Origin of the sequence: Exiguobacterium sp. s128 (assembly GCF_018618815.1) — a bacterium.
In the GTDB taxonomy this organism is placed as follows: domain Bacteria; phylum Bacillota; class Bacilli; order Exiguobacteriales; family Exiguobacteriaceae; genus Exiguobacterium_A; species Exiguobacterium_A antarcticum.
In genome coordinates, this window is record NZ_JACSMT010000016.1 from 1 (window position 1) to 22160 (window position 22160).

Genomic DNA, 22160 nt, shown 5'->3' on the forward strand with positions numbered 1-22160 from the left:
CAATGGGAGACCACGGAAATGTCTCAACTGGAAAACTGCATACGAGGTCTTCTCGGAAGAAGTGTTGCACTTAATTTGACAAACCGTCATAAAAAAAAGAAAAACTCTTTTTTTCACTCATCATACGATGAACAAAAGAGTTTTTCTTCTATAGAAGAACATAGTACTAAACAGGTTTTAAGACAATTGTTTCAGTCCATGAGTTGGATGATGTTCAGCTGACGTTCTTCCATTAAATCTTTGACAACTCGTTGGTTATGTTCTTCATAGGCAATCACCGGGCGATCAAAAACCGGATTCTTTCGAAGGACCGTCGCGATTTTACCGTTGCTGATCAACACACGGTCCCCAATTTCGATCGGCAGCAACAGTTGTCCGAGCAGTGTGACGTATTTCGAATCGTATTGCATCGGTCGCGATTTTAAATGACAGTAGGCATCATACACAGTATATGCTTCACGGTACGGACGCCAACTGGTCATAGCGGCGAATACATCTGCAACGATGAAGAGTCGGGTATGATCCATGATTTTATCGCCTTTGACTTTTAACGGGTAACCCGATCCATCTAACCGTTCATGGTGTTGGACAATTAATCGTTTGACCGTATCTGAAATGACACTTTCTTTTTGTAAGGCTTGAAAAGCCATTGCTGGATGACGATGAAAAATCTCTTGTTGCATCGCTTCATACCGTTTTGTATGGCGCCACTCCATGATCCGGGCCAACCCACAATCTGCAAAATAGGACGCAACCCATAAATCATGAAGCATCTTCCGTTCTTTTCCTACTTCTTCTGCTAGTAGCTGGGCAATCGCCCCACGGTAAATCGCGTGCCGGACTGTGTAGGCTTCTGTTCCCCGTTCTAAGAAGTACGGTAAGATATCTTCCCGACGGACCATTTCCGGCATCGACTCCTTGACCCAACGTAACGCATCATAGACGTTCGGGACTAATCCTTGTTCCCACGATGTAAAAACGTGATTGTACGTATCGATCAATTGATCAAATGGACTGCTCTCTGTCATGTCGCCTACTTCGACATCCATCAACGGATCCTCGTTCATCCCTTCTGGTCGTTCCTCGATGTCGACTTCTTTTATCAAAAACCGTTTGATCCGTCTTAATTCATCTGCTCCAAGTTTTTTTCCTGCTTCAACGATCGGGATATCAGTATGTAAAAAAAGAGATTCCGTTATTCGGTCACCAAGGATGAGCCGCTCACTTGCCACACGCATCTTTGTCTCGTTCCTTCCTCATAATGATTTTTAGAAAAACAGCAGAGTAAAGACAAAACTGTCCTCACTCTGCTGTACCTCATTCTACTCGGTTTATTCTTCTGGCGCCTGTTCAGATTCCTCACTTACTTGAGAAGCAGCGTCATCCTGTTCATCTGAAACAGTGACTCCTTCTTCTAAGATAGCGAGTTCTTCCTCGGCAACATCTTCTTTTTTCAGTTTTGCAACGGTCGCGACACGGTCACCTTCTTCGATTCGAATCACTTTCACCCCTTGTGCGTTACGTCCGACACTTGAGATGTTTTGTGAATCCGTCCGAATGACGATTCCGCTTTCTGTCATGATCATGATGTCATCATCCACATCAACAATCCGAAGCGCAACGATTTGACCAACACGTTCCGTCACTTTACTCGCGATCAGTCCTTTACCACCACGTGATTGCGTCCGGAATTCGGTCATTGGCGTCCGTTTCCCGAACCCTTTTTCCGTGATAACAAGTACGTCCTGGTCGTCTCGGGCAAGCTCCATCCCAATGACGATTGCGTCTGCTGACAGGTTCATCGCTTTGACGCCTCGTGCACCACGTCCCATCGAGCGGACATTCGTAATGGGGAAACGGATCGCTTTCCCACTATTTGAGACCGTAAAGACTTCATCTTCCGTTGAAGCCAGTCGAACGGATGTCAGTTCGTCGTCTTCGAATAGACGAATCGCAATCAGACCATTTTTATTGATACGAGCGTAGGCAGATAACGGTGAACGTTTGACACGCCCTTTACGGGTCATGAAAATCAACGACTTCTGCTCGTCTTGCATCACTTCTTCTGTATCTAAGACTTCTTCCGGTTCTTCCAGACCTTCTGAAGATCCAACCGTCTCATCCGACTCAACCGCAACATCGATGACCGTTTCCGTCTCTTCCGTTGCTTGTTGTTCTTCGAGATACCGTTTGAAGTTGACCGGAATCATCGTTTCTACTTTTTCATCGCGCTCGATTTGAATCAAGTTGATGATTGGTACACCTTTTGAGGTCCGGCTCATCTCCGGTACTTCATATCCACGAATCCGGTAGACTTTACCACGGTTCGTAAAGAACAAGATCGTATCATGCGTCGAACATGATAAGAGACGCGTCACGTAATCGGCATCATTCGTTCCGATGCCTTGGACACCGCGTCCTCCACGACGTTGAGCACGATATGAATCCGTCGTCAAACGTTTGATGTAGCCGCTGCTTGTCAACGTGATGATGATGTCTTTTTCCGGAATCAAATCTTCATCTTCGAATTCGATATGGTCCATCCGAATTTCAGTCCGACGTTTATCGTTGAAGCGTTCTTTTACTTCTTCGAGTTCTGTCCGAATTAATTCGAGTAACTCTTCATCACTTTCGAGGATGGTTTTGAGTTCCGTAATCAACTGCATGATTTCATCGTACTCAGCATCAATCTTCTCACGCTCAAGACCGGTCAAACGTTGGAGACGCATATCGAGAATCGCTTGTGATTGTTTCTCTGATAACGCAAAACGTTCCATCAACTGCTCGCGGGCAGCATCTGCCGTCCGGTTCGCACGAATGATCCGGATGACTTCATCCAAGTGATCCAACGCAATCCGTAAACCCGCTAAGAGATGTTCACGTGCTTCCGCCTTCTCAAGATCAAACTGCGTCCGGCGACGAACGATTTCTTTTTGGTGCTCTAAATAGTGATACAACATTTCCTTCAACGTCAACGTACGTGGACGACCATTGACGATCGCAAGCATGTTGACCCCAAATGTCGTTTGCATCGACGTTTGTTTGTACAGGTTGTTGAGGATGACACTTGCATTCGCATCACGACGGATTTCCATCACGACACGCATACCACGGCGATCCGACTCATCCCGTAAGTCGGTGATGCCTTCAATTTTCTTCTCCCGGACGAGATCGGCAATTTTTTCAACGAGACGGGCTTTATTGACCTGGTACGGCAACTCCGTCACGATGATCCGTTCGCGATCTTTTTTTGTCTGTTCGATTTCCGCTTTGGCTCGGACGATGATCGATCCGCGACCTGTTTCGTAAGCACGACGGATTCCACTGCGTCCTAAGATTTCACCGGCTGTCGGGAAATCAGGTCCTGGTATATGTTGCATCAGTTCCTGGATCGTGATGTCCGGGTTATGCGAAAGAGCTAACACGCCGTCGATGACTTCACCGAGTTGGTGAGGTGGGATGTTTGTTGCCATCCCGACCGCGATCCCACTCGAACCGTTGACGAGTAAGTTCGGGAAACGAGAAGGTAATACTTCTGGTTCCCGTTCCGAACCATCGTAGTTGTCTTTAAAGTTGACGGTGTTTTTATTGATATCGCGGATGATCTCCATCGCGATTTTTGACATACGAGCTTCCGTATACCGCATGGCTGCGGCCGAATCCCCATCAACGGATCCAAAGTTTCCGTGACCGTCGACGAGTTCATAACGGTAACTGAAGTCCTGCGCCATTCGAACCATCGTGTCGTAAACGGCAGAATCACCGTGCGGGTGATACTTACCGATGACTTCACCAACGATACGGGCGGATTTTTTATGTGGTTTGTCGGCGCGAATACCTAAGTCGTTCATCGCGTACAAAATACGACGATGACCTGGTTTCAAGCCATCACGGACGTCCGGTAAGGCACGTGCGACGATGACACTCATCGCATAATCCATGAAGGACGTACGCATTTCTTGACTGATGTTGATATCTTTAATGATCCCTTGTTGATCGGACATTCGTATGGCCACCCTCTCTATTCAACGTTAAATATCCAAGTTCTTCACATAGTGTGCGTGCGACTGGATAAAGTCACGACGTGGTTCTACCTGGTCTCCCATCAAAATATCAAAGACCTCATCTGCTTCGATCGCATCTTGAAGCTCGACACGGAGCATTTGGCGACCACTTGGATCCATCGTGGTTTCCCACAGTTGCTCCGGATCCATCTCACCGAGACCTTTGTAACGCTGAATGTCGTATCGTGCATTTTCTGGAAGTGCTGCTAATGCTTCGTTCAGTTCACGTTCGTTATGCACATACGTGATGTTTTTCCCTTGTTTGATGCCGTAAAGCGGTGGCTGAGCGATGTAGACATACCCATGCTCGACAAGGGGACGCATGTAGCGATAGAAGAATGTCAATAAGAGTGTCCGGATGTGGGCACCATCGACATCGGCATCGGTCATGATGATGACTTTATGATACCGGGCTTTCTCGATGTTGAATTCAGAACCGATACTCGTCCCAAGCGCCGTGATGATCGTCCGGATTTCGTTACTGCCAAGAATCTTGTCGAGACGTGCTTTTTCGACGTTCAAGATTTTACCTCGGATTGGTAAAATCGCCTGGAAGTGACGGTCACGTCCGGATTTTGCCGAACCACCCGCTGAGTCACCCTCAACGATATAGATTTCAGAGATCGTCGCATCACGTGACGAACAGTCGGCCAGTTTACCCGGAAGTGAGCTGACTTCGAGAACGCCTTTACGCCGTGTTAATTCACGCGCACGTTTCGCAGCCATTCGGGCGCGAGACGCCATCATTCCTTTTTCGACGATTGCACGGGCACTCGTCGGATTCTCCATCATGAACTGCTCGAATGCCGAAGAAAATAGCGTGTCCGTAGCAGTCCGCGCATCGGAGTTGCCGAGTTTCGTTTTCGTCTGTCCTTCGAACTGTGGATTCGGGTGTTTGATCGAGACGATCGCTATCATCCCTTCACGCACATCTTCGCCAGACAATGTGCCGTCTGCATCTTTCATCAAACCAAACTTTTTCGCATAGTCGTTGACGACACGTGTCAACGCGGTCTTAAAACCGGTTTCGTGTGTCCCACCTTCATGCGTCGGGATGTTGTTCGTAAACGAGTAGATGTTTGCTGCAAATCCATCGTTGTACTGTAACGCCACTTCGACTTCGATGCCGTCGCGGTTGCCGTGTACATAGACCGGCTCTTCGTGAACGACTTCTTTCGAACGGTTTAAATGCTCGACATATGACTTGATTCCGCCTTCGTAATGGAAACTACGCGTAATCGGTTCATCAGAACGGTCATCCGTGATCTGAATCGTCAGTCCTTTATTTAGGAATGCCAGCTCACGTAAGCGTGTCGCAAGCAGATCATAATCGTATTCGAGTGTTTCTTGGAAAATCTCATCATCCGGGAAGAAACGAATCATCGTTCCTGTCTCTTCTGACGTACCGATGACCGCTAAATCTTCAGCCGGTACACCACGGTGATACGCTTGGTAGTACAACTTTTCATTCCGCTTGACGAAAACTTCCAGTTTCGTCGAGAGCGCGTTAACGACGGATGCCCCGACACCGTGTAGACCACCGGATACTTTATATCCGCCGCCGCCGAATTTACCGCCCGCATGAAGGACCGTCAAGATGACTTCTACTGCCGGACGTCCCATCTTTTCTTGAATATCGACCGGGATGCCCCGTCCGTTATCCTCGACTAAAATCGAATTCCCTGATTCAATCGTCACTTTAATCGTATCGCAATACCCTGCGAGTGCTTCATCGATCGAGTTATCGACGATTTCCCAGACTAAATGGTGAAGTCCCTTCGACGCAGTCGATCCGATATACATACCCGGACGTTTCCGAACGGCTTCTAGACCTTCAAGCACCTGAATCTGATCGGCACCGTACCCTTGTTCTACTTCCATATCTTCATGATTACTCATCGGTTTTCTCACCTACTATTTCTTTGTATGATGTCTCTTCCAAAATGACAGCCCCCTGTTTCACGTGGAACAACTTTGCCTGTTTGATCGTTTCGTGTGCAATTCCATCGACGCTTGTCGTCGTCAGGATCGTCTGCACTTTTTGTTGCATCGTATCGAGCAAATGGGTTTGACGATGATCATCGAGCTCGGATAAGACATCGTCTAGAAGTAGCAACGGATATTCCCCCACTTCTTCATGAATCAATTCAATCTCTGCTAATTTCAAAGAGAGTGCCGCCGTCCGTTGTTGTCCTTGTGAACCGTATGTCTGGACATTCCTTCCGTTGACTTCCATTTCAAAGTCATCGCGATGGGGTCCGAACAGCGTCACACCTCTTCTAATTTCGTTTGTCTTCATTTTACCAAACTTCTGCGTATAAGAAGCAGTCATTCCTTCGACATCGAGCAAATCATTGCTAAATGTATCGGAACGATAGATCAAGACGAGCTTTTCCTGTCCGCGACTGATTCCTTCATGAATCGGACGTGCCCATTTTTCAAGCTGGGCAATGAAGTGATGGCGGCGCTGGACGATTTTAACGGCAAGCGTAATCATCTGCTCCGTCAAGACATCGAGGAACGTCTCATCTCCACCTTTGATCGACAACTGTTTCAACAGCGCATTACGTTGTTTGAGGACTTTTAAATACTGACTTAATTCATGTAGATAGACCGGACTGACCTGACCAATTTCCATATCCAAAAAGCGACGTCTGATTTGCGGGCTACCTTTGACGATGTGTAAGTCCTCTGGCGCAAACAACACGATGTTCAATGCCCCGACATAATCACTCAGGCGGCGTTGCTCGAGATGATTCAACTTCGCCTTTTTCCCACGACTTGAAATGACGATTTCCTGTGAATGGGATCCTCTACGTTTATGAATCCGTCCTTCCACCCGCGCCGTCTCCGCATCCCACTGGATCAATTCCTTGTCGTGCGTCGTCCGGTGGGACTTGGCGAGAGCCAGTACATAGATGGCTTCAAGCAGATTCGTTTTCCCTTGGGCGTTTTCCCCAATCAGAACGTTCGTCTTTTCTGAAAAAGATAATTCCAACGACTCGTAGTTGCGATAATGACTGAGTCGGACCGAATCGAGTCGCACGTTAGTTCCCCTCGTTCTTAATGATGAACTGACCGTAATCTTCTACGTCAATCACATCTCCATCCCGTAGTTTACGACCACGTCGCTGATCGACTTCACCGTTGACGAGAATGGGTACCTCAGCGAGAAATGGTTTGGCTTGTCCACCGCTCGATATGATATCTGAAAGTTTCAGGAACTGACCTAATGTGACGTATTCTGTTGAAATCTTGATTTGATTCATGGTTTGACTCCTCCTACCTACATATTATAAATGACGTACTCTTTATTGTACTAAAAAACTCGCGATTTGGCAAAATGAACGAACGTATATACGGATTTCAAAAAAAGCCCAAGGAACAGAGGCTGTTCCTTGGGTGCAAATCATGCCGTTCGAACCGGTAAGATCAGCTGTAAGACATTGTCTTGATCGACAGGGTGCAAGATGAACGGTCGAATCGAACCGGTGAACTGGATTTCGATATCCGTCGCATCCAGTGCCTTTAAGGCGTCCATCATGTATTTCGAATTGAACGAGATTTTTAACTCTTCTCCTTCAAGTGACAAGATGCTGACCTGCTCCGATACTTTACCGACTTCTGGTGAATGAGACGAGATTTCAACAGCCGTCGTCCCTTCCGCCGCGAACTTGATCACGTTGTTGCGGTCTTCACGTGCGAGCAAAGATGCGCGATCGATCGCTTGCAACAAGTCTTTTGCGTTCATTCGGACAGCAGTCCGGTACTCTTCCGGGATCAGACGGGACGTATCCGGGTAATTGCCGTCAAGCAGACGCGAGAAGAATAGGACATGTTTCATCTTAAAGAGGATCTGTTGATTCGTAATCGTGATATCGACATGACCATCACTAAGTAATTTCGATAACTCGTTTAAACTTTTCCCTGGAACGATGACGTTCTGGAACGAGATTTCATGATCCGTCTCAAATTGTGCGCGGCGTAACGCCAGTCGGTGACTGTCCGTCGAGACGCACGTCAAGATGTCTTTATCCGCCGAGAAATTGACACCTGTCAGTACGGGACGTGTTTCCTGTACTGCGACGGCAAAACTCGTTTGACGAATCATTGACCGCAATAAGTCTGCTGGTAAACGGAACTGTTGTCCGCCATCGACTTGCGGAAGACGCGGGAACTCATCTGGATCGAGTCCGTTTAAATGGAATTCTGCCGTACCGGACTGAATCCGTGTCATGAAGTTCGGTGAGACTTCGAGGATCACTTCATCCGTTGGTAACTTTTTCACGATATCTCCAAAGAAGCGGGCGTTTAAGACGACGCTTCCTGCACGATGGACCGTGACGTACGACGTACCGTTCTCTTCCGCATAAATCGTCCGTTCGATCGAGATTTCTGTATCGCTTCCTGTCAGCGTCATACCATCTCCATGAGCCTCGAGTTTAATTCCTGTCAGGATCGGAATCGTCGTTCGGGATGAAACGGCTTTTGCTACATCTTGAATTGCTTGGATTAAAGTATCACGTTGAATTGTAATATGCATATTGTCGTTAAGCTCCTCTCAAAATGGGCGTTACATCATCATAACATAATAATATATTTTTTTAATAATAGTATTAGGGGCTGTGGATAGTGTGGATAAGTCGGTGGATAACTTGGTATAGAGCCAAAACGCTTGTGGATAACTTGTGGATAACTAGCCTCTTTTATCCACAGCTTATCCACAGGTTTAAGAATGTTTCAATTCATGCTTGATTTGTTCGATGACTTTTCCCGTTTCTCCGTCTGATTTGACGAGTGTACTGATTTTCTCATGGGCATGGATGACGGTCGTGTGATCACGCCCCCCAAACTCTTCACCGATTTTCGGCAAGGAGCTTTCTGTCATTTCCCGTGACAGGTACATCGCAATCTGACGGGGGAAAGCAATCGACTTCGTTCGCTTTTTAGCTTTTAAATCATCAAACGGCAGATTAAAGTGTTTACTGACCGATTCTTGAATGTCACGAATCGTCACTTTGCGGGGTTCACTCGCAGGCATGATGTTATGCAAAGCTTCGGCAGCAACATTCGGATCAATCGTTCGCCCGACAAGGTTCGCGTAAGCAATGACACGGGTTAAGGCGCCTTCAAGTTCCCGGATGTTCGTATCGATCTGGCTGGCGATGTAGAGCATGACTTCATTGGAAACATCCAATTGTTCCGCATTGGCTTTTTTTCGGAGAATCGCAATCCGTGTCTCAAGATCCGGTGGCGTGATATCCGTGATCAGTCCCCATTCGAAGCGTGAACGCAGTCGATCTTCGAGCGTCGGGATTTCTTTAGGCGGACGATCACTTGAGATGATGATTTGTTTCTGATCGTTATGCAACGCATTGAAAGTATGGAAAAACTCTTCCTGCGTCTGTTCTTTTCCGGCAAGAAACTGAATATCATCTATTAATAGAACATCGATGTTCCGATATTTGTTCCGAAACTGAACCGTTTTGTTATCACGAATCGAATTGATGAAGTCGTTTGTAAACTGTTCCGATGAAACATAAGCAATTTTGGTACCGAGTTTTTGATCTTGGACGTACTGACCGATCGCATGCATCAAATGCGTTTTTCCAAGTCCGACCCCACCATAGATGAAAAGTGGATTGTAGGCTTTAGCCGGTGCTTCTGCCACGGCCAAAGAGGCAGCATGGGCAAAGCGGTTGCCCGACCCGATGACGAACGTATCAAAGGTATATTTGGCATTGAGTTGTCCCAGCTCACTCATGACGAGCTCATCCGTCGGTGTACGTTTCTTTGGGACTTTTGTTGGTGGAGCTGCTTCGATTACTTCCTCATTTTGACGATCGAGCATATGTTTTGCTTGACCTTCCTCGATGAATTGAATATCAAGCCGGCTTCCTGTCACTTCTTCGACGGTATCTTCTAATAGAGATAAGTACTGACGTTCTAACCAAGTTACTGTAAAAGCTGCTGGTGCGGAGACGATCAAGGTCGTTCCATTCAGCGTGACTCCTTCTGTAGACTTTAACCACATGTCGTAACTGGCTTTTGGGGTACGTTGTTCTTCCTCGATTACAGATAATACATTGTGCCAAAGTTCGGCAGCGTTTTTCATAAATACCCCCCTTTTTCTATCATAATATAAAAAATTATACACAGGTTTATACACAGGACTAACTTAATGAAGAAACACGACTTATCCCCAGAACATAAAAACTGTGGATAACGTTATCCACAGGGGTTGATTTCTGTGTATAAAGTTATCCACAGGCTGTGTATAACTTGAAGAATCAATTTGTCTTACGTTCATGTTATGCACAATTAGTGTATCAAATGAAATGGGGTCTGGCAATGGTTAGAACGATTTATCCACAAGTAAATCAACATATACACAGGCAGTTACCCACAGGCTGTGGATAGTGTGGATAAGTTGTGGATAAGATGTGTATAACTTTTCGAAAGAGGAAGCGTTCAAAAAAGTTATACACAAAATCAAAGAAGTTGTGCAAAAAAAATCCGGAAACAGACCTTGACGTTGATTTTAAAAAATACTATTGTAGACAAAGTGATAAGTTATCCACGGAACATGTGGATAGTGTGGATAAGTCTGTGGATAGTTTAAACGAGGAAGTTCTTGATCCGTCTTACGAAGCAAACGATATCGTATGATATGAAACAGGCTGGTGAATTCTATTTCCATGAATCGCGTTCATGATTGCTGAAAAGGCTCATGATAATTCTTATGAACTTTCATTGACAAGGTCACTTTTGATTTATATAATATACAAGACTGCCTTAAAGTAGAAAACGATGATTTTTATAGAGTATTTTTAAAGGAGGTGCAGACTAATGAAACCAACTTTCAACCCAAACAACCGTAAGCGCAAAAAAGTTCACGGATTCCGTGCGCGCATGGCAACTAAGAGTGGCCGCCGGATCTTGGCTGCTCGCCGTCTTAAAGGCCGCAAAGCCTTGACTGTATAATCGAGCGATGATGAGATCACTTCTGGCGATGCCTGGAGTGATCTTTTTTTTGTTGTTTTTTAGGATGTTCGTGTTTTTGTCACAAGACGACTCTCGCAGAGCAGGTTTATTCTATGATATGATGAAAGACGACGAATTTTCGTGATGTCAGGATGGGGTGTGATCAAGGTGAAAAAGGAATACCGCGTCAAGAAAGACAAGGAGTTCCAAGCGGTGTTTACTCGAGGAGCCTCTGTCGCAAATCGGCAATTTGTCGTATATGCACTAAAAAAAGAGCAGCAGACTCACTTTCGGATTGGTTTATCGGTGAGTAAGAAAATCGGGAACGCCGTTGTTCGCAACCAAGTCAAACGTTACGTTCGCGAAGCCTGTCAGCTTCATGAAGCGTCGCTTGCCCCGAATTATGATTTTGTGATCATCGCGCGCAATCCGGCTGCGAAGATGACTGCTCAAGAAGTCGCGGACAGTTTGCGCCACGTCTTTAAACGTTCTGGTGTCTGGAAGCGACAAGTTAAATAAACGTGCAGTATATCCTGTTGATTTGTAGCGGCCGCTCGCCTACTTCTATCATATAGAAATACGAGGACCGACCACGTGTAAACATTACTAGGAGGAATTATGAACAAGAGAACTAAGATTTGGCTGACGCTTGGGCTGATGTCCGTACTCGCAATCGTTCTATCTGGTTGTACCCCTGGAACATACGGGACCGGTGAACCGATTACCGCTGATACAGAAGGTTTCTGGAAACACTACTTTGTTTGGCCGATGGCATGGTTGATTGGTAAATTTGCTGAGTACTTTAATGGAGATTACGGGATTGCGATCGTTATCACAACATTGATCGTCCGTCTGGTCATCTTACCGTTGATGATTAAACAAACGAAGAGCATGGGTGGTATGCAAGTCATTCAGCCAGAAATGATGAAACTTCGTGAGAAATATAGTTCGAAAGATCAAGAAACACAGCAAAAATTGCAACAAGAAATGATGAAGCTGTATCAAGAACACAACGTCAATCCGCTTGCCGGCTGTTTACCAATCTTGATTCAGATGCCGATTTTGATTGCTTTCTACAATGCGATCATCTATACGCCGGCGATTTTCCAACATTCGTTCCTCTGGTTCGATCTCGGAAAACCGGATCCGCTTTTCATCCTGCCGATTTTGTCAGCCGTCTTTACGTACTTGCAACAGAAAATCTCGATGGCCGGTCAAGACGATAATCCACAGATGAAAATCATGTTGTATGTCTTCCCAGTCATGATCTTCGTCATGGGTGTGACGTTACCATCTGCCTTGTCTCTCTACTGGGTCGTTGGTTATATCTTCTCCATTATCGTGACAATCGTCATCATGAAACCGATGCGCGAGAAGATCAAAGTGCAGACGGAAGCAACAATTGCTTCAAAACGTGAAAAAGAAGCGGCTGAAGCAGCTCCTGCTCCAAAGAAACCGAAAAAGAAACGTTAATCACAAATGAGGGCGATACTCCGTTTTTACAGAGTGTCGCTCTTTTTCTTTTGGGCTATTTCGTGTATAGTTGTCACGTTATACCCATTTATATCATTCCTGAACATTAACTATAGAAAAGCTTGCAGAAAACGAGGTGTGAACAACAGATGATGGAATTTGATACGATAGCCGCGATTTCAACACCGATGGGGGAAGGAGCGATTGCGATTGTTCGCTTGTCCGGTCCACAGGCGGTCGCAACAGCCGATCGTGTCTACCGTGGCGCGAACCGCTTGAACAACGTCCCGACGCATACGATCCATTACGGTAAATTGGTCGAACAGACGACTGAACAAGTCGTCGATGAAGTGATGGTCAGTGTCATGCGGGCTCCGAAAACCTTTACGCGTGAAGATGTCGTGGAATTGAACTGTCACGGAGGCATCGTCGCCGTCAACCGTGTACTCGAATTGATTCTGGAGCAACCAGATGTGCGATTAGCAGAACCCGGCGAATTCACGAAACGTGCCTTTTTGAACGGACGGATCGACTTGTCACAGGCGGAAGCCGTGATGGACTTGATTCGTGCCAAAACAGACCGGGCGATGACCGTCGCCGTCGGTCAAATCGAAGGACGTCTCTCGAAACTGGTCCAAGATTTACGGGAACAATTGTTACAGACGATTGCTTCGATTGAAGTGAACATCGACTATCCGGAATATGATGCGGAAGAGATGACACAACAAATCGTGCAAACGAATGCAGGAGAAGTACGACAGATCTTAACGGAATTGCTCGCAACGGCGCGCCAAGGAAAGATCCTCCGAGAAGGGTTATCGACAGCGATCATCGGACGACCGAACGTCGGGAAATCGTCCTTGCTCAACACATTGGTGCAAGAAGCAAAAGCGATCGTCACCGACATCGCCGGGACGACCCGCGATACGATTGAAGAATACGTCAATGTCCGTGGTGTTCCACTAAAGTTGATCGACACGGCCGGGATTCGGGAAACGGAAGATATCGTCGAACGGATGGGTGTCGAGAAGTCAAGGCAGGCACTCAATTCCGCCGATCTGATTTTACTTGTCCTGAACGGGAACGATGAACTGACAGAAGAAGATGTTCTGTTATTCGAGGCGATTCGTGGGATGAACGCCATCATCATTGTTAATAAAAGTGATTTACCGCAACAGATTGATCTCGAGCGCGTGAAACAGTTGGCAGATGACCGTCCGATCGTGACGACGTCCCTGCTGGAAGAAGCAGGGGTCATGGATCTTGAAGCAGCAATCGCGGCCCTCTTCTTTGAACAAGGAGTCGAGGGGCAGGACATGACGTATGTCTCGAATGCCCGTCATATCCAGTTGATCAAACAAGCAAGTCAGATGATCGAAGATGCCCTTGGTGCAGCGGAAGCATCGATGCCAATCGATATGGTACAGATCGATTTACGCCGTGCGTGGGATACGCTCGGAGAAATCAATGGCGATACGGCGCAAGACAGCTTGCTCGATAAATTGTTCTCACAATTTTGTTTAGGTAAATAATAGATAGTAGGTTGTTGATTTTTAAAAGGAGGAACCACAGTTATGGCTTATCAAGCAGGTGAATTCGACGTCATCGTCATCGGAGCGGGTCATGCGGGAATTGAAGCATCCCTCGCTGCCGCTCGAATGGGTTCGAAGACTGTCATGTTGACGATGAACCCCGATATGGTCGGATTCATGTATTGTAATCCGTCGATCGGCGGTCCGGCAAAAGGAATCGTTGTCCGGGAAATCGATGCACTCGGTGGAGAAATGGCACGTGCCATCGATGCGACGTATATTCAAATGAAAATGCTCAATACTTCAAAAGGTCCAGCCGTCCGCGCACTGCGGGCACAAGCGGATAAGTTCGAGTACCAAAACCGCATGAAGAAGGCACTCGAAGATGAACCGAATCTCTTGTTGCGTCAAGCCCTCGTCGAACGACTATTGATCGAAGACGAGACGTGTGTGGGTGTCGTCACGAATACAGGAGCAGAGTACCGGGCGAAAGCGGTCATCATTACGACCGGGACGTTCATGCGCGGAAAAATCATCATCGGCGAATTGTCGTATGAGAGTGGTCCGAACAATCAGATGCCTTCGGTCAATCTTTCGAAACATCTGGAGGAACTCGGATTTGAATTAGCCCGTTTCAAAACAGGAACACCACCCCGAATCGACGGCAAAACAATCGATTATTCGAAAACCGAGATTCAACCAGGTGACGCGGTTGCCTTGCCGTTCAGCCATGAAACAACACAGATGATCACAGAACAGATTCCATGCTGGTTGACGTATACGACCGAATATACGCACCAGTTGATTGATGCGAATCTTCATCGGTCACCGATGTTCTCCGGGATGATCAAAGGAACGGGTCCCCGTTACTGCCCGTCGATCGAAGATAAGGTCGTTCGGTTCAGTGATAAACCCCGTCACCAGATTTTCTTAGAACCAGAAGGTCGTGACACGGAAGAAGTCTACGTCCAAGGATTATCGACGAGTCTGCCGGAAGACGTCCAGCACGATATCTTACGGTCGATTCCAGGTCTTGAGAAATCGGAAATGATGCGTCCCGGTTATGCAATCGAATATGATGCGGTCGTGCCGACACAACTCTGGCCGACACTTGAGACGAAACGGATCGCCGGATTATTTACAGCCGGACAAATCAACGGGACAAGCGGATATGAAGAAGCAGCCGGACAAGGTATCATGGCGGGTATCAATGCGGCACTCAAGGTCCAACAAAAAGACCCGCTCATCCTGTCACGTTCCCAAGGCTATATCGGCGTCATGATTGATGATCTCGTGACAAAAGGAACCAATGAACCATACCGTCTGTTGACATCACGTGCCGAATACCGGTTATTGTTACGTCATGACAATGCCGATTTACGCTTGTCGGATATCGGTCACGAACTGGGACTGATCACTGAGGCCCGCCATGCGAAATTAGCGGAGAAAAAACAAGAAATCGAGCGGGAAATGAAACGTCTTGAAAAAGTTGTCATCAAGGCAACGAGTGACGTCAATGAACAGTTGACGGCAATCGGCGTCTCCCCGTTAAAAGAAGCATTGCATGCCATCACGTTACTGAAACGTCCAGAAATCACATACGCGATGATTGCCGAGATGACGCCAGCACCAGTCGCACTTTCACCGGAAGCAGCCGAGCAAGTCGAAATCCAGGTCAAATATGCGGGTTATATCGACAAGCAGCTGGATCAAGTCGAGCGGATGATGCGGATGGAGAAAAAACGGATTCCTGAACGTCTTGACTATGATGTGATCAGTGGTCTTGCGATGGAAGCGAAACAAAAACTAAACCAAGTGCGTCCGCTCTCGATTGGACAAGCCTCACGTATTTCAGGCGTCAATCCGTCTGATATCTCGATTTTGCTTGTCTACATCGAACAAGGCCAATACGCATTGACTGCGGAGTGAATCAGATGAATCAACAGCAATTCGTAACAGCATTAGCGGAACAAGGGCTTGACGTCTCGGAGCACCAATTGAAACAGTTCCAACGGTATTATGAACTACTCGTCGAATGGAACGAAAAGATGAACTTGACGGCGATTACGGCGGAAGAAGATGTGTACCTGAAACATTTTTACGATTCGATCACAGCGGCGTTTTACTTTGATTTTACAGAAGTCGAAACCGTCTGTGATGTCGGTGCCGGTGCCGGATTCCCGAGTCTCCCGATTAAAATCATGTTCCCACACCTCAAAGTCACCATCATCGATTCGTTGAATAAACGAATCGGATTCTTGAACATGCTGGCGACGGAACTGGGTCTTGAAGGAGTTGCCTTCCATCACGGTCGTGCGGAAGAATTCGGTAAAAATAAACAATTCCGGGAACATTTTGATGTCGTGACGGCACGTGCCGTCGCCCGGATGTCGGTCCTTGCGGAATACTGCTTGCCCCTTGCCAAAGTAGGCGGACAATTCGTCGCCTTGAAAGCCGCCAAACTGGGAGAAGAGCTGGAAGAAGGCGCAACTGCCTTGAAAGTGTTGGGTGGGAATTTGCGGGAAAGTTTCCAATTCCAATTGCCAGGTGAGGAAAGTGAGCGTAATATCGTTATTGTCGACAAAAAACGATTAACACCCGGGAAATATCCGCGTAAAGCAGGTACACCGGCGAAAGACCCACTAGGTTAACACACCGTTTCACGTGAAACGATGACTGATGAAGGCGAGGTACACCAACGTGAAGAATGCAATTGCCAAACTGCTCGGTAAGGGAGGAACCGTTTCCCTAGAGCTAGATCCACAAGATACCGTCCGTGAGTTGAAGTTAACGGAATTGGTCGCCAACCAGTTCCAACCGCGGACCGTCTTTGACGGGGAACGGATTACCGAACTAGCGACCACGATTGAAGAACATGGTTTACTGCAACCGATTGTCGTCCGAAAACAAGGCGAAGGGTATGAAATCATCGCCGGGGAAAGACGTTTTCGGGCTGTGCAATCGCTCGGATGGGACACGATTCCCGCCATCATTAAGCAGATGACGGACGAGACGACGGCTGCCCTCGCACTCATCGAAAATCTACAACGTGAAGAGCTGACACCAATCGAAGAAGCAGAAGCCTATGCCCGCTTACTCGCGATGCAAGACATCACACAGGAAGTGTTGGCGAGAAGACTCGGACGTAGTCAGTCCACGATTGCGAATAAACTTCGCTTACTCCGTTTGCCGGACGTCGTCCGCGAGGCACTCAAACAGCGAAAGATCACAGAACGGCATGCCCGTGCCCTTCTGCCATTAAAAGCAACGGATTTACAGACCCAGGTCTTACTTGAAATCATCGAACGGGAATGGAACGTCAAGGAGACGGAACAACGTGTCGAACGATTACTGACCCCGAAGGTCCCTAAAAAGCGTCATAAAAGTTTTGCGCGGGATACACGGATTGCGTTGAATACGATTCGGGATTCGGTCGATATGATTGAACGGACCGGATTGCTGGTCGAAAAGGAAGAAGTAGATTGTGAAGAATATGTCGAGGTGCGGATCCGCATCGTGAAGGCACGTCCGTAAACAGCGGTCGTGCCTTCCGCTACGTTTAGGAGAGATTAGCATGAATGAAATACCCATTGGAGCGATTCGCCCCAATCCGGGACAACCTCGGAAACAGTTTCATGAAAAAGCATTAGAGGAATTGGCGAATTCCTTAAAACGGCATGGGATGATCCAACCGATTGTCGTCCGTCCACGCGAAGGGTTTTATGAAATCGTTGCCGGTGAACGGCGGTATCAAGCGGCGAAACAGGCGGGTTTTACACGTGTCCCCGTGTTGATCATTGAAGCGAATGAGACCCGTGTCATGGAACTGGCTTTGATCGAAAACATTCAACGAGCCGACTTGAGCGCAATCGAAGAAGCGATGGCCTATGCCGAGATGTTAGAGGAATTTAACGTGACGCAAGCCGAACTCGCCGCACGTGTCGGGAAAAGCCGTTCTCATATCACAAACAGTCTCCGGTTGTTGCAGTTACCGGTCAACGTCCAGCAAGCGGTGATGGAAGAACGGTTGTCGATGGGGCATGCCCGTGCCTTATTGTCTTTAAAAAACCCACTGAAAATTGAACGGATGGCAGAACGCGTCATGCATGAAAATTGGAACGTCCGGCGTCTTGAACAAGAATTACGGGAAAAAAAACAAGTCCGTCCTGCGACGAGAAGATCGACCGAACTTGATTTTATCGAAGAAACTTTACGGGAACGAATCGGTGCGACCGTCCGGATCAAAACGACGAAACAGGCCGGGAAACTCGAAATCGATTTTACGGATGAAGAGGATCTGAATCGGATTCTCGAGCTCCTCTTGCCGGAAGACGACTGACTGTTAAAAAGGATCCACTCCGCTGTTTTTCGGAATGGATCCTTTTGTTGTATCAGGATGACCAAATGGGGAGGCGCATCGATTAGATCGAGCGTGGTGTGAAGGAAATCGTCGTACGTGTCGTCTCAGCGACCAACTTCGTATCGAGTAATGCAAAACTGTCGGCGACGAGTTCTGCTAGCTCATAGACCAGGTGAAGACGTGTATTTTGGAGAATCATCATTTCCATGAACCCACTGACGTTGACGACGGCTTTGATATTAAAATCACCGACAGCCGGAAGTTCTTTTTGGACACCAGCGCCAGGCGCAAGTGGTCCTTCGGAGAAAAAGACATGACCGACACTCGATAAGCGACCGAGGCAAGCATCGATGGCGATGACGAGTGGACGATAATGGGTCGTTTGAATCGAGTGGATCGTCTCAGCCAAATTCAAAGCATGGACAGGCTTTGCTAACGTCCCGTAAACATGCATGTTTGCCGGACGATTTTTTTCTAAAAATGTACCGACGAGTGGTCCAAGTGAATCTCCTGTCGAACGATCGGAACCGATGCAGACGAGAACGACAGGTCGATTTTCTTTTAGTGCACTGACCTGTTCATGTAATTGTTCGGCAAGTCGTTCTTTCGCGAATGGTTCTGTATATTCTAGAAAGAAGGAATAGGGCTTTTTTTCGTGGGAATGGAAACGGAAGTTCATCTAGATCATCCTTTCTTCTCCTGGTGTCAGCGTCCTGGTGTCATGGTGAGAGTGAAGGCGTTCTGTAATGATTTTCCTTTCCCGGTTTTTAAGGAAATCTAACGTCAAAATCGGTTCTTTAGTTGAAAGTCATTTAAAATCACGTATACTGTCGTAATAGAGAGAACTGAAAGGATGGAGAGAATGGCTACCAATCAAGATGTACAAAATTCAGTCGCCCAGGTCGATCGAATTCTGGAGCAAGTAATGGACGCAGACATGTGGATTCGTTTTGGACTCAAATTGTTGATCGCCCTGATCATCATCGCCGGGTTTTATATATTGACACGTGTTTTGACAGGGGCGGTGTCGAGGTTATTTACGATTCGAAAGATTAATGAACACGACTATTTGGCGCAACGACAAAATGAAACGTTGTTGAAATTACTCCAAAATGCCATTCGTTATGTCTTAGGAATCGTCATGTTGTTGACCGTGCTCAGTCAGTTTGGAATCAATATCACGGGACTGGTCGCAAGTGCCGGTATCGCGGGTCTGGCGATTTCATTTGGTGCCAAAAACTTAGTCCAGGACATCATTACGGGAGCCTTCATCATCTTTGAGCGTCAGTTCAAGGTCGGAGATTTTGTTCGTGTCGGTCTGATCGAAGGGGTCGTCACAGAACTTGGGATTCGAACAACGAAGTTGAAGGGATTGAATGGAGAAATTCATATCATTCCGAATGGTCAAATCTTACAAGTGACGAACTTTTCGGTCGATAACAGTTTCGCTTTGGTCGATGTCCAAGTGTCGTATGAAGAAGATTTGGAACGCGTCGAACGGGTCTTGCACCAAATTGCCGATACGACGACTAAAAAATATGAAGACATGTTCGTCGAACCGATTGAAATGCTGGGTGTTCAGACGCTTGGTCCTTCTGAAGTCGTCTACCGGCTGATGGCGGAGGTCCCACCGATGCAGCACTTCCAGGCAGGACGCTTAATCCGGAAAGAACTGAAGCAAGGACTCGAAGTGGAAGGAATCAAGATTCCATATCCACGGATGGTCATGATGAATACAGAACAAGGGAATGGTGGTCAAGCCGATGATGCCAAAAACGTACAATCTTCATGATTATGTCGAAATGAAAAAACAACATCCATGCGGCACAAACCGCTGGCAGATCATTCGGGTCGGAATGGACATCCGGATCAAGTGTCAAGGGTGTGGCGCAAGCATCCTGATGCCACGCCGTGACTTTGATAAACGTTTAAAAAAAGTCTTACCAGAATGAATTCGGATCAAGCCCTTGACGATGAAGCATGTCGTCAGGGGCTTTTCGTTGGATCCACACGTATAAAAAAACCGATGGCTTGCTTCGAATTACAGAAAAACGTACATCAAACAGCCATGTCTTTAAAAAAGAATTCGCATCTCCTTGCTTAAAAAAATTGAACTATCTATAATTGTGAAAGATGTGCTGACGTGGTGTAATCATTCTACCCACTGCGGCCGCTAGCACGGATTTCCTAGGAAATACCGAAAAGGAGGAATTCCAAGTGGGATTAACAGCCGGAATCGTTGGCTTACCAAACGTAGGAAAATCAACACTTTTTAATGCAATTACACAAGCAGGTGTCGAGGCGGCGAACTATCCGTTCGCAACGATCGATCCAAACGTCGGTGTCGTCGAAGTACCAGACGCACGCTTGCGTAAATTAACAGAACTCGTCAACCCAAAGAAAACGATCCCGACGGCATTCGAATTCACGGACATCGCCGGAATCGTCAAGGGTGCATCAAAAGGAGAAGGGTTAGGAAATAAATTCCTCGCCAATATCCGTGAAGTGGATGCAATCTGTCAGGTCGTCCGTTGTTTCATTGACGAAAACATCACACACGTCTCAGGAAAAGTCTCACCAATCGATGACATCGAAACAATCAATCTCGAGTTGATTCTTGCCGATCTCGAATTGGTCGAAAAACGGATCCAACGTGTCCAAAAACAAGTCAAGTCGCGTGATAAAAATGCAGCAGGTGAACTCGAAGCACTCGAAATCATCCTTGCTCTATTAGAAGACGAAAAACCAGCCCGTCTCGCTGAACTAAACGAAGATCAAGCAGCAATCGTCAAACACTTCCAGTTACTGACGATGAAACCGATGCTTTACGTCGCAAATGTCGGCGAAGATGAAGTCGCGGATGCGGACAGCAACGAAAACGTCCAGCTCGTGCGCGAATTTGCGGCAAAAGAAGGCGCAGAGGTCATCATCATCTGTGCCCGCATTGAAGAAGAAATCGCAGAACTCGAGCCGGAAGAACGCCAAGAGTTCCTGGTTGATCTCGGAATCGAAGAATCAGGTCTCGATCAACTGATTCATGCTGCGTATAACACGCTGGGTCTCGCAACGTACTTCACGGCTGGTGAAAAAGAAGTCCGTGCTTGGACATTCAAAAAAGGCATGAAGGCCCCACAATGTGCGGGTGTCATCCACTCTGACTTCGAACGTGGTTTCATTCGTGCTGAAGTTGTCGCATACGATGACTTAGCAGCAGCTGGGAACATGGCGACGGTCAAAGAACAAGGACGTTACCGTTCTGAAGGAAAAGAATATGTCTTCCAAGATGGCGATGTTGTCACATTCCGCTTCAACGTTTAAGAGGAGCGAACGAATCGTTATTGCATAAACCAAAATACTTTGATAGTATTAACAAATGTGAGTAATGAATTATTGCTCCTTGCTCGATGAATCGAGCCGCCAGTCCAAGAGGAGGTGACAGATATGCGTAAATACGAAGTACTTTACATCATCCGTCCGGAAGTTGATGAGGAAGCACGAAAAGCTCTAGTTGAGCGTTTCAACAAAGTCCTCACTGACAACGGTGGTACAGTTGAAAAAACAACTGAAATGGGTAAACGTCGTTTTGCTTACGAAATCAATGATATGCGTGAAGGTTTCTACGTTCTTCTTAACGTGACTGCTGAACCAGCAGCTACAAAAGAACTTGACCGTCTCATGAAGATCAGTGACGATATCGTTCGCTTAATGATCACAAAAGACGAGAAATAAGCTGAAACAGGAGAGTGA

The 22160-nt window shown here is 46.9% G+C and carries 21 protein-coding genes; 13 read left to right on the forward strand and 8 right to left on the reverse strand.

From position 1 onward, the window contains the following. Window positions 1–222, forward strand: a 222-nt coding sequence (locus KNQ13_RS07915; RefSeq protein ID WP_214773209.1) for a hypothetical protein, incomplete at its 5' end; no start/stop codon positions are given. Here KNQ13_RS07915 and KNQ13_RS07920 read toward each other — a convergent pair. From KNQ13_RS07920 to dnaA, 7 genes are all read right to left on the reverse strand, one after another. Next, complete coding sequence (locus KNQ13_RS07920) at window positions 192–1238, reverse strand: HD-GYP domain-containing protein (protein WP_014969064.1); 1047 nt, start codon at window positions 1236–1238, stop codon at window positions 192–194. The two genes, KNQ13_RS07915 and KNQ13_RS07920, sit on opposite strands and share 31 nt — an antisense overlap. A gap of 93 nt (window positions 1239–1331) precedes the next feature. Next, a complete protein-coding gene (gene gyrA, locus KNQ13_RS07925) occupies window positions 1332–4004 on the reverse strand; it encodes a DNA gyrase subunit A (RefSeq protein ID WP_014969063.1) in 2673 nt (890 codons plus the stop codon). Window positions 4005–4031: 27 nt separating this feature from the next. Beyond that, window positions 4032–5945 carry a DNA topoisomerase (ATP-hydrolyzing) subunit B gene (gene gyrB / locus KNQ13_RS07930; RefSeq protein WP_201770341.1) on the reverse strand — a complete coding sequence of 638 codons (1914 nt, stop codon included), beginning with the start codon at window positions 5943–5945 and terminating at the stop codon, window positions 4032–4034. 10 nt (window positions 5946–5955) lie between these two features. Beyond that, window positions 5956–7110, reverse strand: a complete 1155-nt coding sequence (gene recF, locus KNQ13_RS07935; protein WP_014969061.1) for a DNA replication/repair protein RecF — start codon at window positions 7108–7110, stop codon at window positions 5956–5958. A gap of 1 nt (window position 7111) precedes the next feature. Beyond that, complete coding sequence (gene yaaA, locus KNQ13_RS07940) at window positions 7112–7333, reverse strand: S4 domain-containing protein YaaA (RefSeq protein ID WP_012368917.1); 222 nt, start codon at window positions 7331–7333, stop codon at window positions 7112–7114. A 140-nt stretch (window positions 7334–7473) separates the two neighbouring features. Further along, complete coding sequence (gene dnaN / locus KNQ13_RS07945; protein ID WP_026830491.1) at window positions 7474–8607, reverse strand: DNA polymerase III subunit beta; 1134 nt, start codon at window positions 8605–8607, stop codon at window positions 7474–7476. 186 nt (window positions 8608–8793) lie between these two features. Continuing rightward, window positions 8794–10179 (reverse strand): chromosomal replication initiator protein DnaA, encoded by a 1386-nt coding sequence (gene dnaA, locus KNQ13_RS07950; protein ID WP_014969059.1) that lies wholly within the window; start codon window positions 10177–10179, stop codon window positions 8794–8796. A gap of 734 nt (window positions 10180–10913) precedes the next feature. On the opposite strand from dnaA, the gene rpmH reads away from it, so the two are divergent. From rpmH to KNQ13_RS07990, 8 genes are all read left to right on the forward strand, one after another. Further along, window positions 10914–11048: a 50S ribosomal protein L34 gene (rpmH, locus tag KNQ13_RS07955; RefSeq protein WP_012371910.1), complete on the forward strand. Its 135-nt coding sequence runs from the start codon at window positions 10914–10916 to the stop codon at window positions 11046–11048. Between the two features lie 168 nt (window positions 11049–11216). Then, complete coding sequence (gene rnpA / locus KNQ13_RS07960; protein ID WP_012371909.1) at window positions 11217–11567, forward strand: ribonuclease P protein component; 351 nt, start codon at window positions 11217–11219, stop codon at window positions 11565–11567. A gap of 99 nt (window positions 11568–11666) precedes the next feature. Continuing rightward, complete coding sequence (yidC, locus tag KNQ13_RS07965; RefSeq protein WP_014971746.1) at window positions 11667–12521, forward strand: membrane protein insertase YidC; 855 nt, start codon at window positions 11667–11669, stop codon at window positions 12519–12521. Between the two features lie 149 nt (window positions 12522–12670). After that, window positions 12671–14053 (forward strand): tRNA uridine-5-carboxymethylaminomethyl(34) synthesis GTPase MnmE, encoded by a 1383-nt coding sequence (gene mnmE, locus KNQ13_RS07970; protein WP_026830490.1) that lies wholly within the window; start codon window positions 12671–12673, stop codon window positions 14051–14053. Window positions 14054–14095: 42 nt separating this feature from the next. Then, the gene (mnmG, locus tag KNQ13_RS07975; protein WP_026830489.1) at window positions 14096–15982 is read left to right on the forward strand and encodes a tRNA uridine-5-carboxymethylaminomethyl(34) synthesis enzyme MnmG; all 1887 of its coding nucleotides are present in this window, start codon (window positions 14096–14098) and stop codon (window positions 15980–15982) included. Window positions 15983–15987: 5 nt separating this feature from the next. Continuing rightward, entirely contained in the window at window positions 15988–16704 is a 717-nt protein-coding gene (rsmG, locus tag KNQ13_RS07980) for a 16S rRNA (guanine(527)-N(7))-methyltransferase RsmG (protein WP_026830488.1), read from the forward strand. Window positions 16705–16753: 49 nt separating this feature from the next. Next, window positions 16754–17587, forward strand: coding sequence for a nucleoid occlusion protein (gene noc, locus KNQ13_RS07985; protein WP_014971742.1), 834 nt, complete (start codon window positions 16754–16756; stop codon window positions 17585–17587). Between the two features lie 40 nt (window positions 17588–17627). Beyond that, the gene (locus KNQ13_RS07990) at window positions 17628–18392 is read left to right on the forward strand and encodes a ParB/RepB/Spo0J family partition protein (RefSeq protein WP_014971741.1); all 765 of its coding nucleotides are present in this window, start codon (window positions 17628–17630) and stop codon (window positions 18390–18392) included. 82 nt (window positions 18393–18474) lie between these two features. Here KNQ13_RS07990 and yyaC read toward each other — a convergent pair whose 3' ends face one another. Then, window positions 18475–19092: a spore protease YyaC gene (gene yyaC / locus KNQ13_RS07995; RefSeq protein WP_026830487.1), complete on the reverse strand. Its 618-nt coding sequence runs from the start codon at window positions 19090–19092 to the stop codon at window positions 18475–18477. A 183-nt stretch (window positions 19093–19275) separates the two neighbouring features. Here yyaC and KNQ13_RS08000 point away from each other — a divergent pair, with 183 nt between their 5' ends. The 4 genes from KNQ13_RS08000 (at window position 19276) to rpsF (ending at window position 22142) form a co-directional block, all read left to right on the forward strand. Next, a complete protein-coding gene (locus KNQ13_RS08000; RefSeq protein ID WP_014971739.1) occupies window positions 19276–20205 on the forward strand; it encodes a mechanosensitive ion channel family protein in 930 nt (309 codons plus the stop codon). Next, complete coding sequence (locus KNQ13_RS08005) at window positions 20177–20365, forward strand: DUF951 domain-containing protein (protein WP_012371900.1); 189 nt, start codon at window positions 20177–20179, stop codon at window positions 20363–20365. The genes KNQ13_RS08000 and KNQ13_RS08005 overlap by 29 nt, the downstream gene beginning before the upstream one ends. A 265-nt stretch (window positions 20366–20630) precedes the next feature. Continuing rightward, window positions 20631–21731, forward strand: a complete 1101-nt coding sequence (ychF, locus tag KNQ13_RS08010; RefSeq protein WP_014971736.1) for a redox-regulated ATPase YchF — start codon at window positions 20631–20633, stop codon at window positions 21729–21731. Window positions 21732–21854: 123 nt separating this feature from the next. Next, window positions 21855–22142, forward strand: coding sequence for a 30S ribosomal protein S6 (rpsF, locus tag KNQ13_RS08015; protein ID WP_012371898.1), 288 nt, complete (start codon window positions 21855–21857; stop codon window positions 22140–22142). Window positions 22143–22160 lie beyond the last annotated feature (18 nt).

Coding starts and splice junctions, on each gene's coding strand:
- KNQ13_RS07920 (WP_014969064.1), bottom strand. CDS start 1,238: ATGCGTGTGGCAAGTGAGCGGCTCATCCTTGGTGACCGAATAACGGAA.
- gyrA (WP_014969063.1), bottom strand. CDS start 4,004: ATGTCCGATCAACAAGGGATCATTAAAGATATCAACATCAGTCAAGAA.
- gyrB (WP_201770341.1), bottom strand. CDS start 5,945: ATGGAAGTAGAACAAGGGTACGGTGCCGATCAGATTCAGGTGCTTGAA.
- yaaA (WP_012368917.1), bottom strand. CDS start 7,333: ATGAATCAAATCAAGATTTCAACAGAATACGTCACATTAGGTCAGTTC.
- dnaN (WP_026830491.1), bottom strand. CDS start 8,607: ATGCATATTACAATTCAACGTGATACTTTAATCCAAGCAATTCAAGAT.
- dnaA (WP_014969059.1), bottom strand. CDS start 10,179: ATGAAAAACGCTGCCGAACTTTGGCACAATGTATTATCTGTAATCGAG.
- rpmH (WP_012371910.1), top strand. CDS start 10,914: ATGAAACCAACTTTCAACCCAAACAACCGTAAGCGCAAAAAAGTTCAC.
- yidC (WP_014971746.1), top strand. CDS start 11,667: ATGAACAAGAGAACTAAGATTTGGCTGACGCTTGGGCTGATGTCCGTA.
- mnmE (WP_026830490.1), top strand. CDS start 12,671: ATGATGGAATTTGATACGATAGCCGCGATTTCAACACCGATGGGGGAA.
- mnmG (WP_026830489.1), top strand. CDS start 14,096: ATGGCTTATCAAGCAGGTGAATTCGACGTCATCGTCATCGGAGCGGGT.
- rsmG (WP_026830488.1), top strand. CDS start 15,988: ATGAATCAACAGCAATTCGTAACAGCATTAGCGGAACAAGGGCTTGAC.
- KNQ13_RS07990 (WP_014971741.1), top strand. CDS start 17,628: ATGAATGAAATACCCATTGGAGCGATTCGCCCCAATCCGGGACAACCT.
- yyaC (WP_026830487.1), bottom strand. CDS start 19,092: ATGAACTTCCGTTTCCATTCCCACGAAAAAAAGCCCTATTCCTTCTTT.
- KNQ13_RS08000 (WP_014971739.1), top strand. CDS start 19,276: ATGGCTACCAATCAAGATGTACAAAATTCAGTCGCCCAGGTCGATCGA.
- KNQ13_RS08005 (WP_012371900.1), top strand. CDS start 20,177: ATGATGCCAAAAACGTACAATCTTCATGATTATGTCGAAATGAAAAAA.
- rpsF (WP_012371898.1), top strand. CDS start 21,855: ATGCGTAAATACGAAGTACTTTACATCATCCGTCCGGAAGTTGATGAG.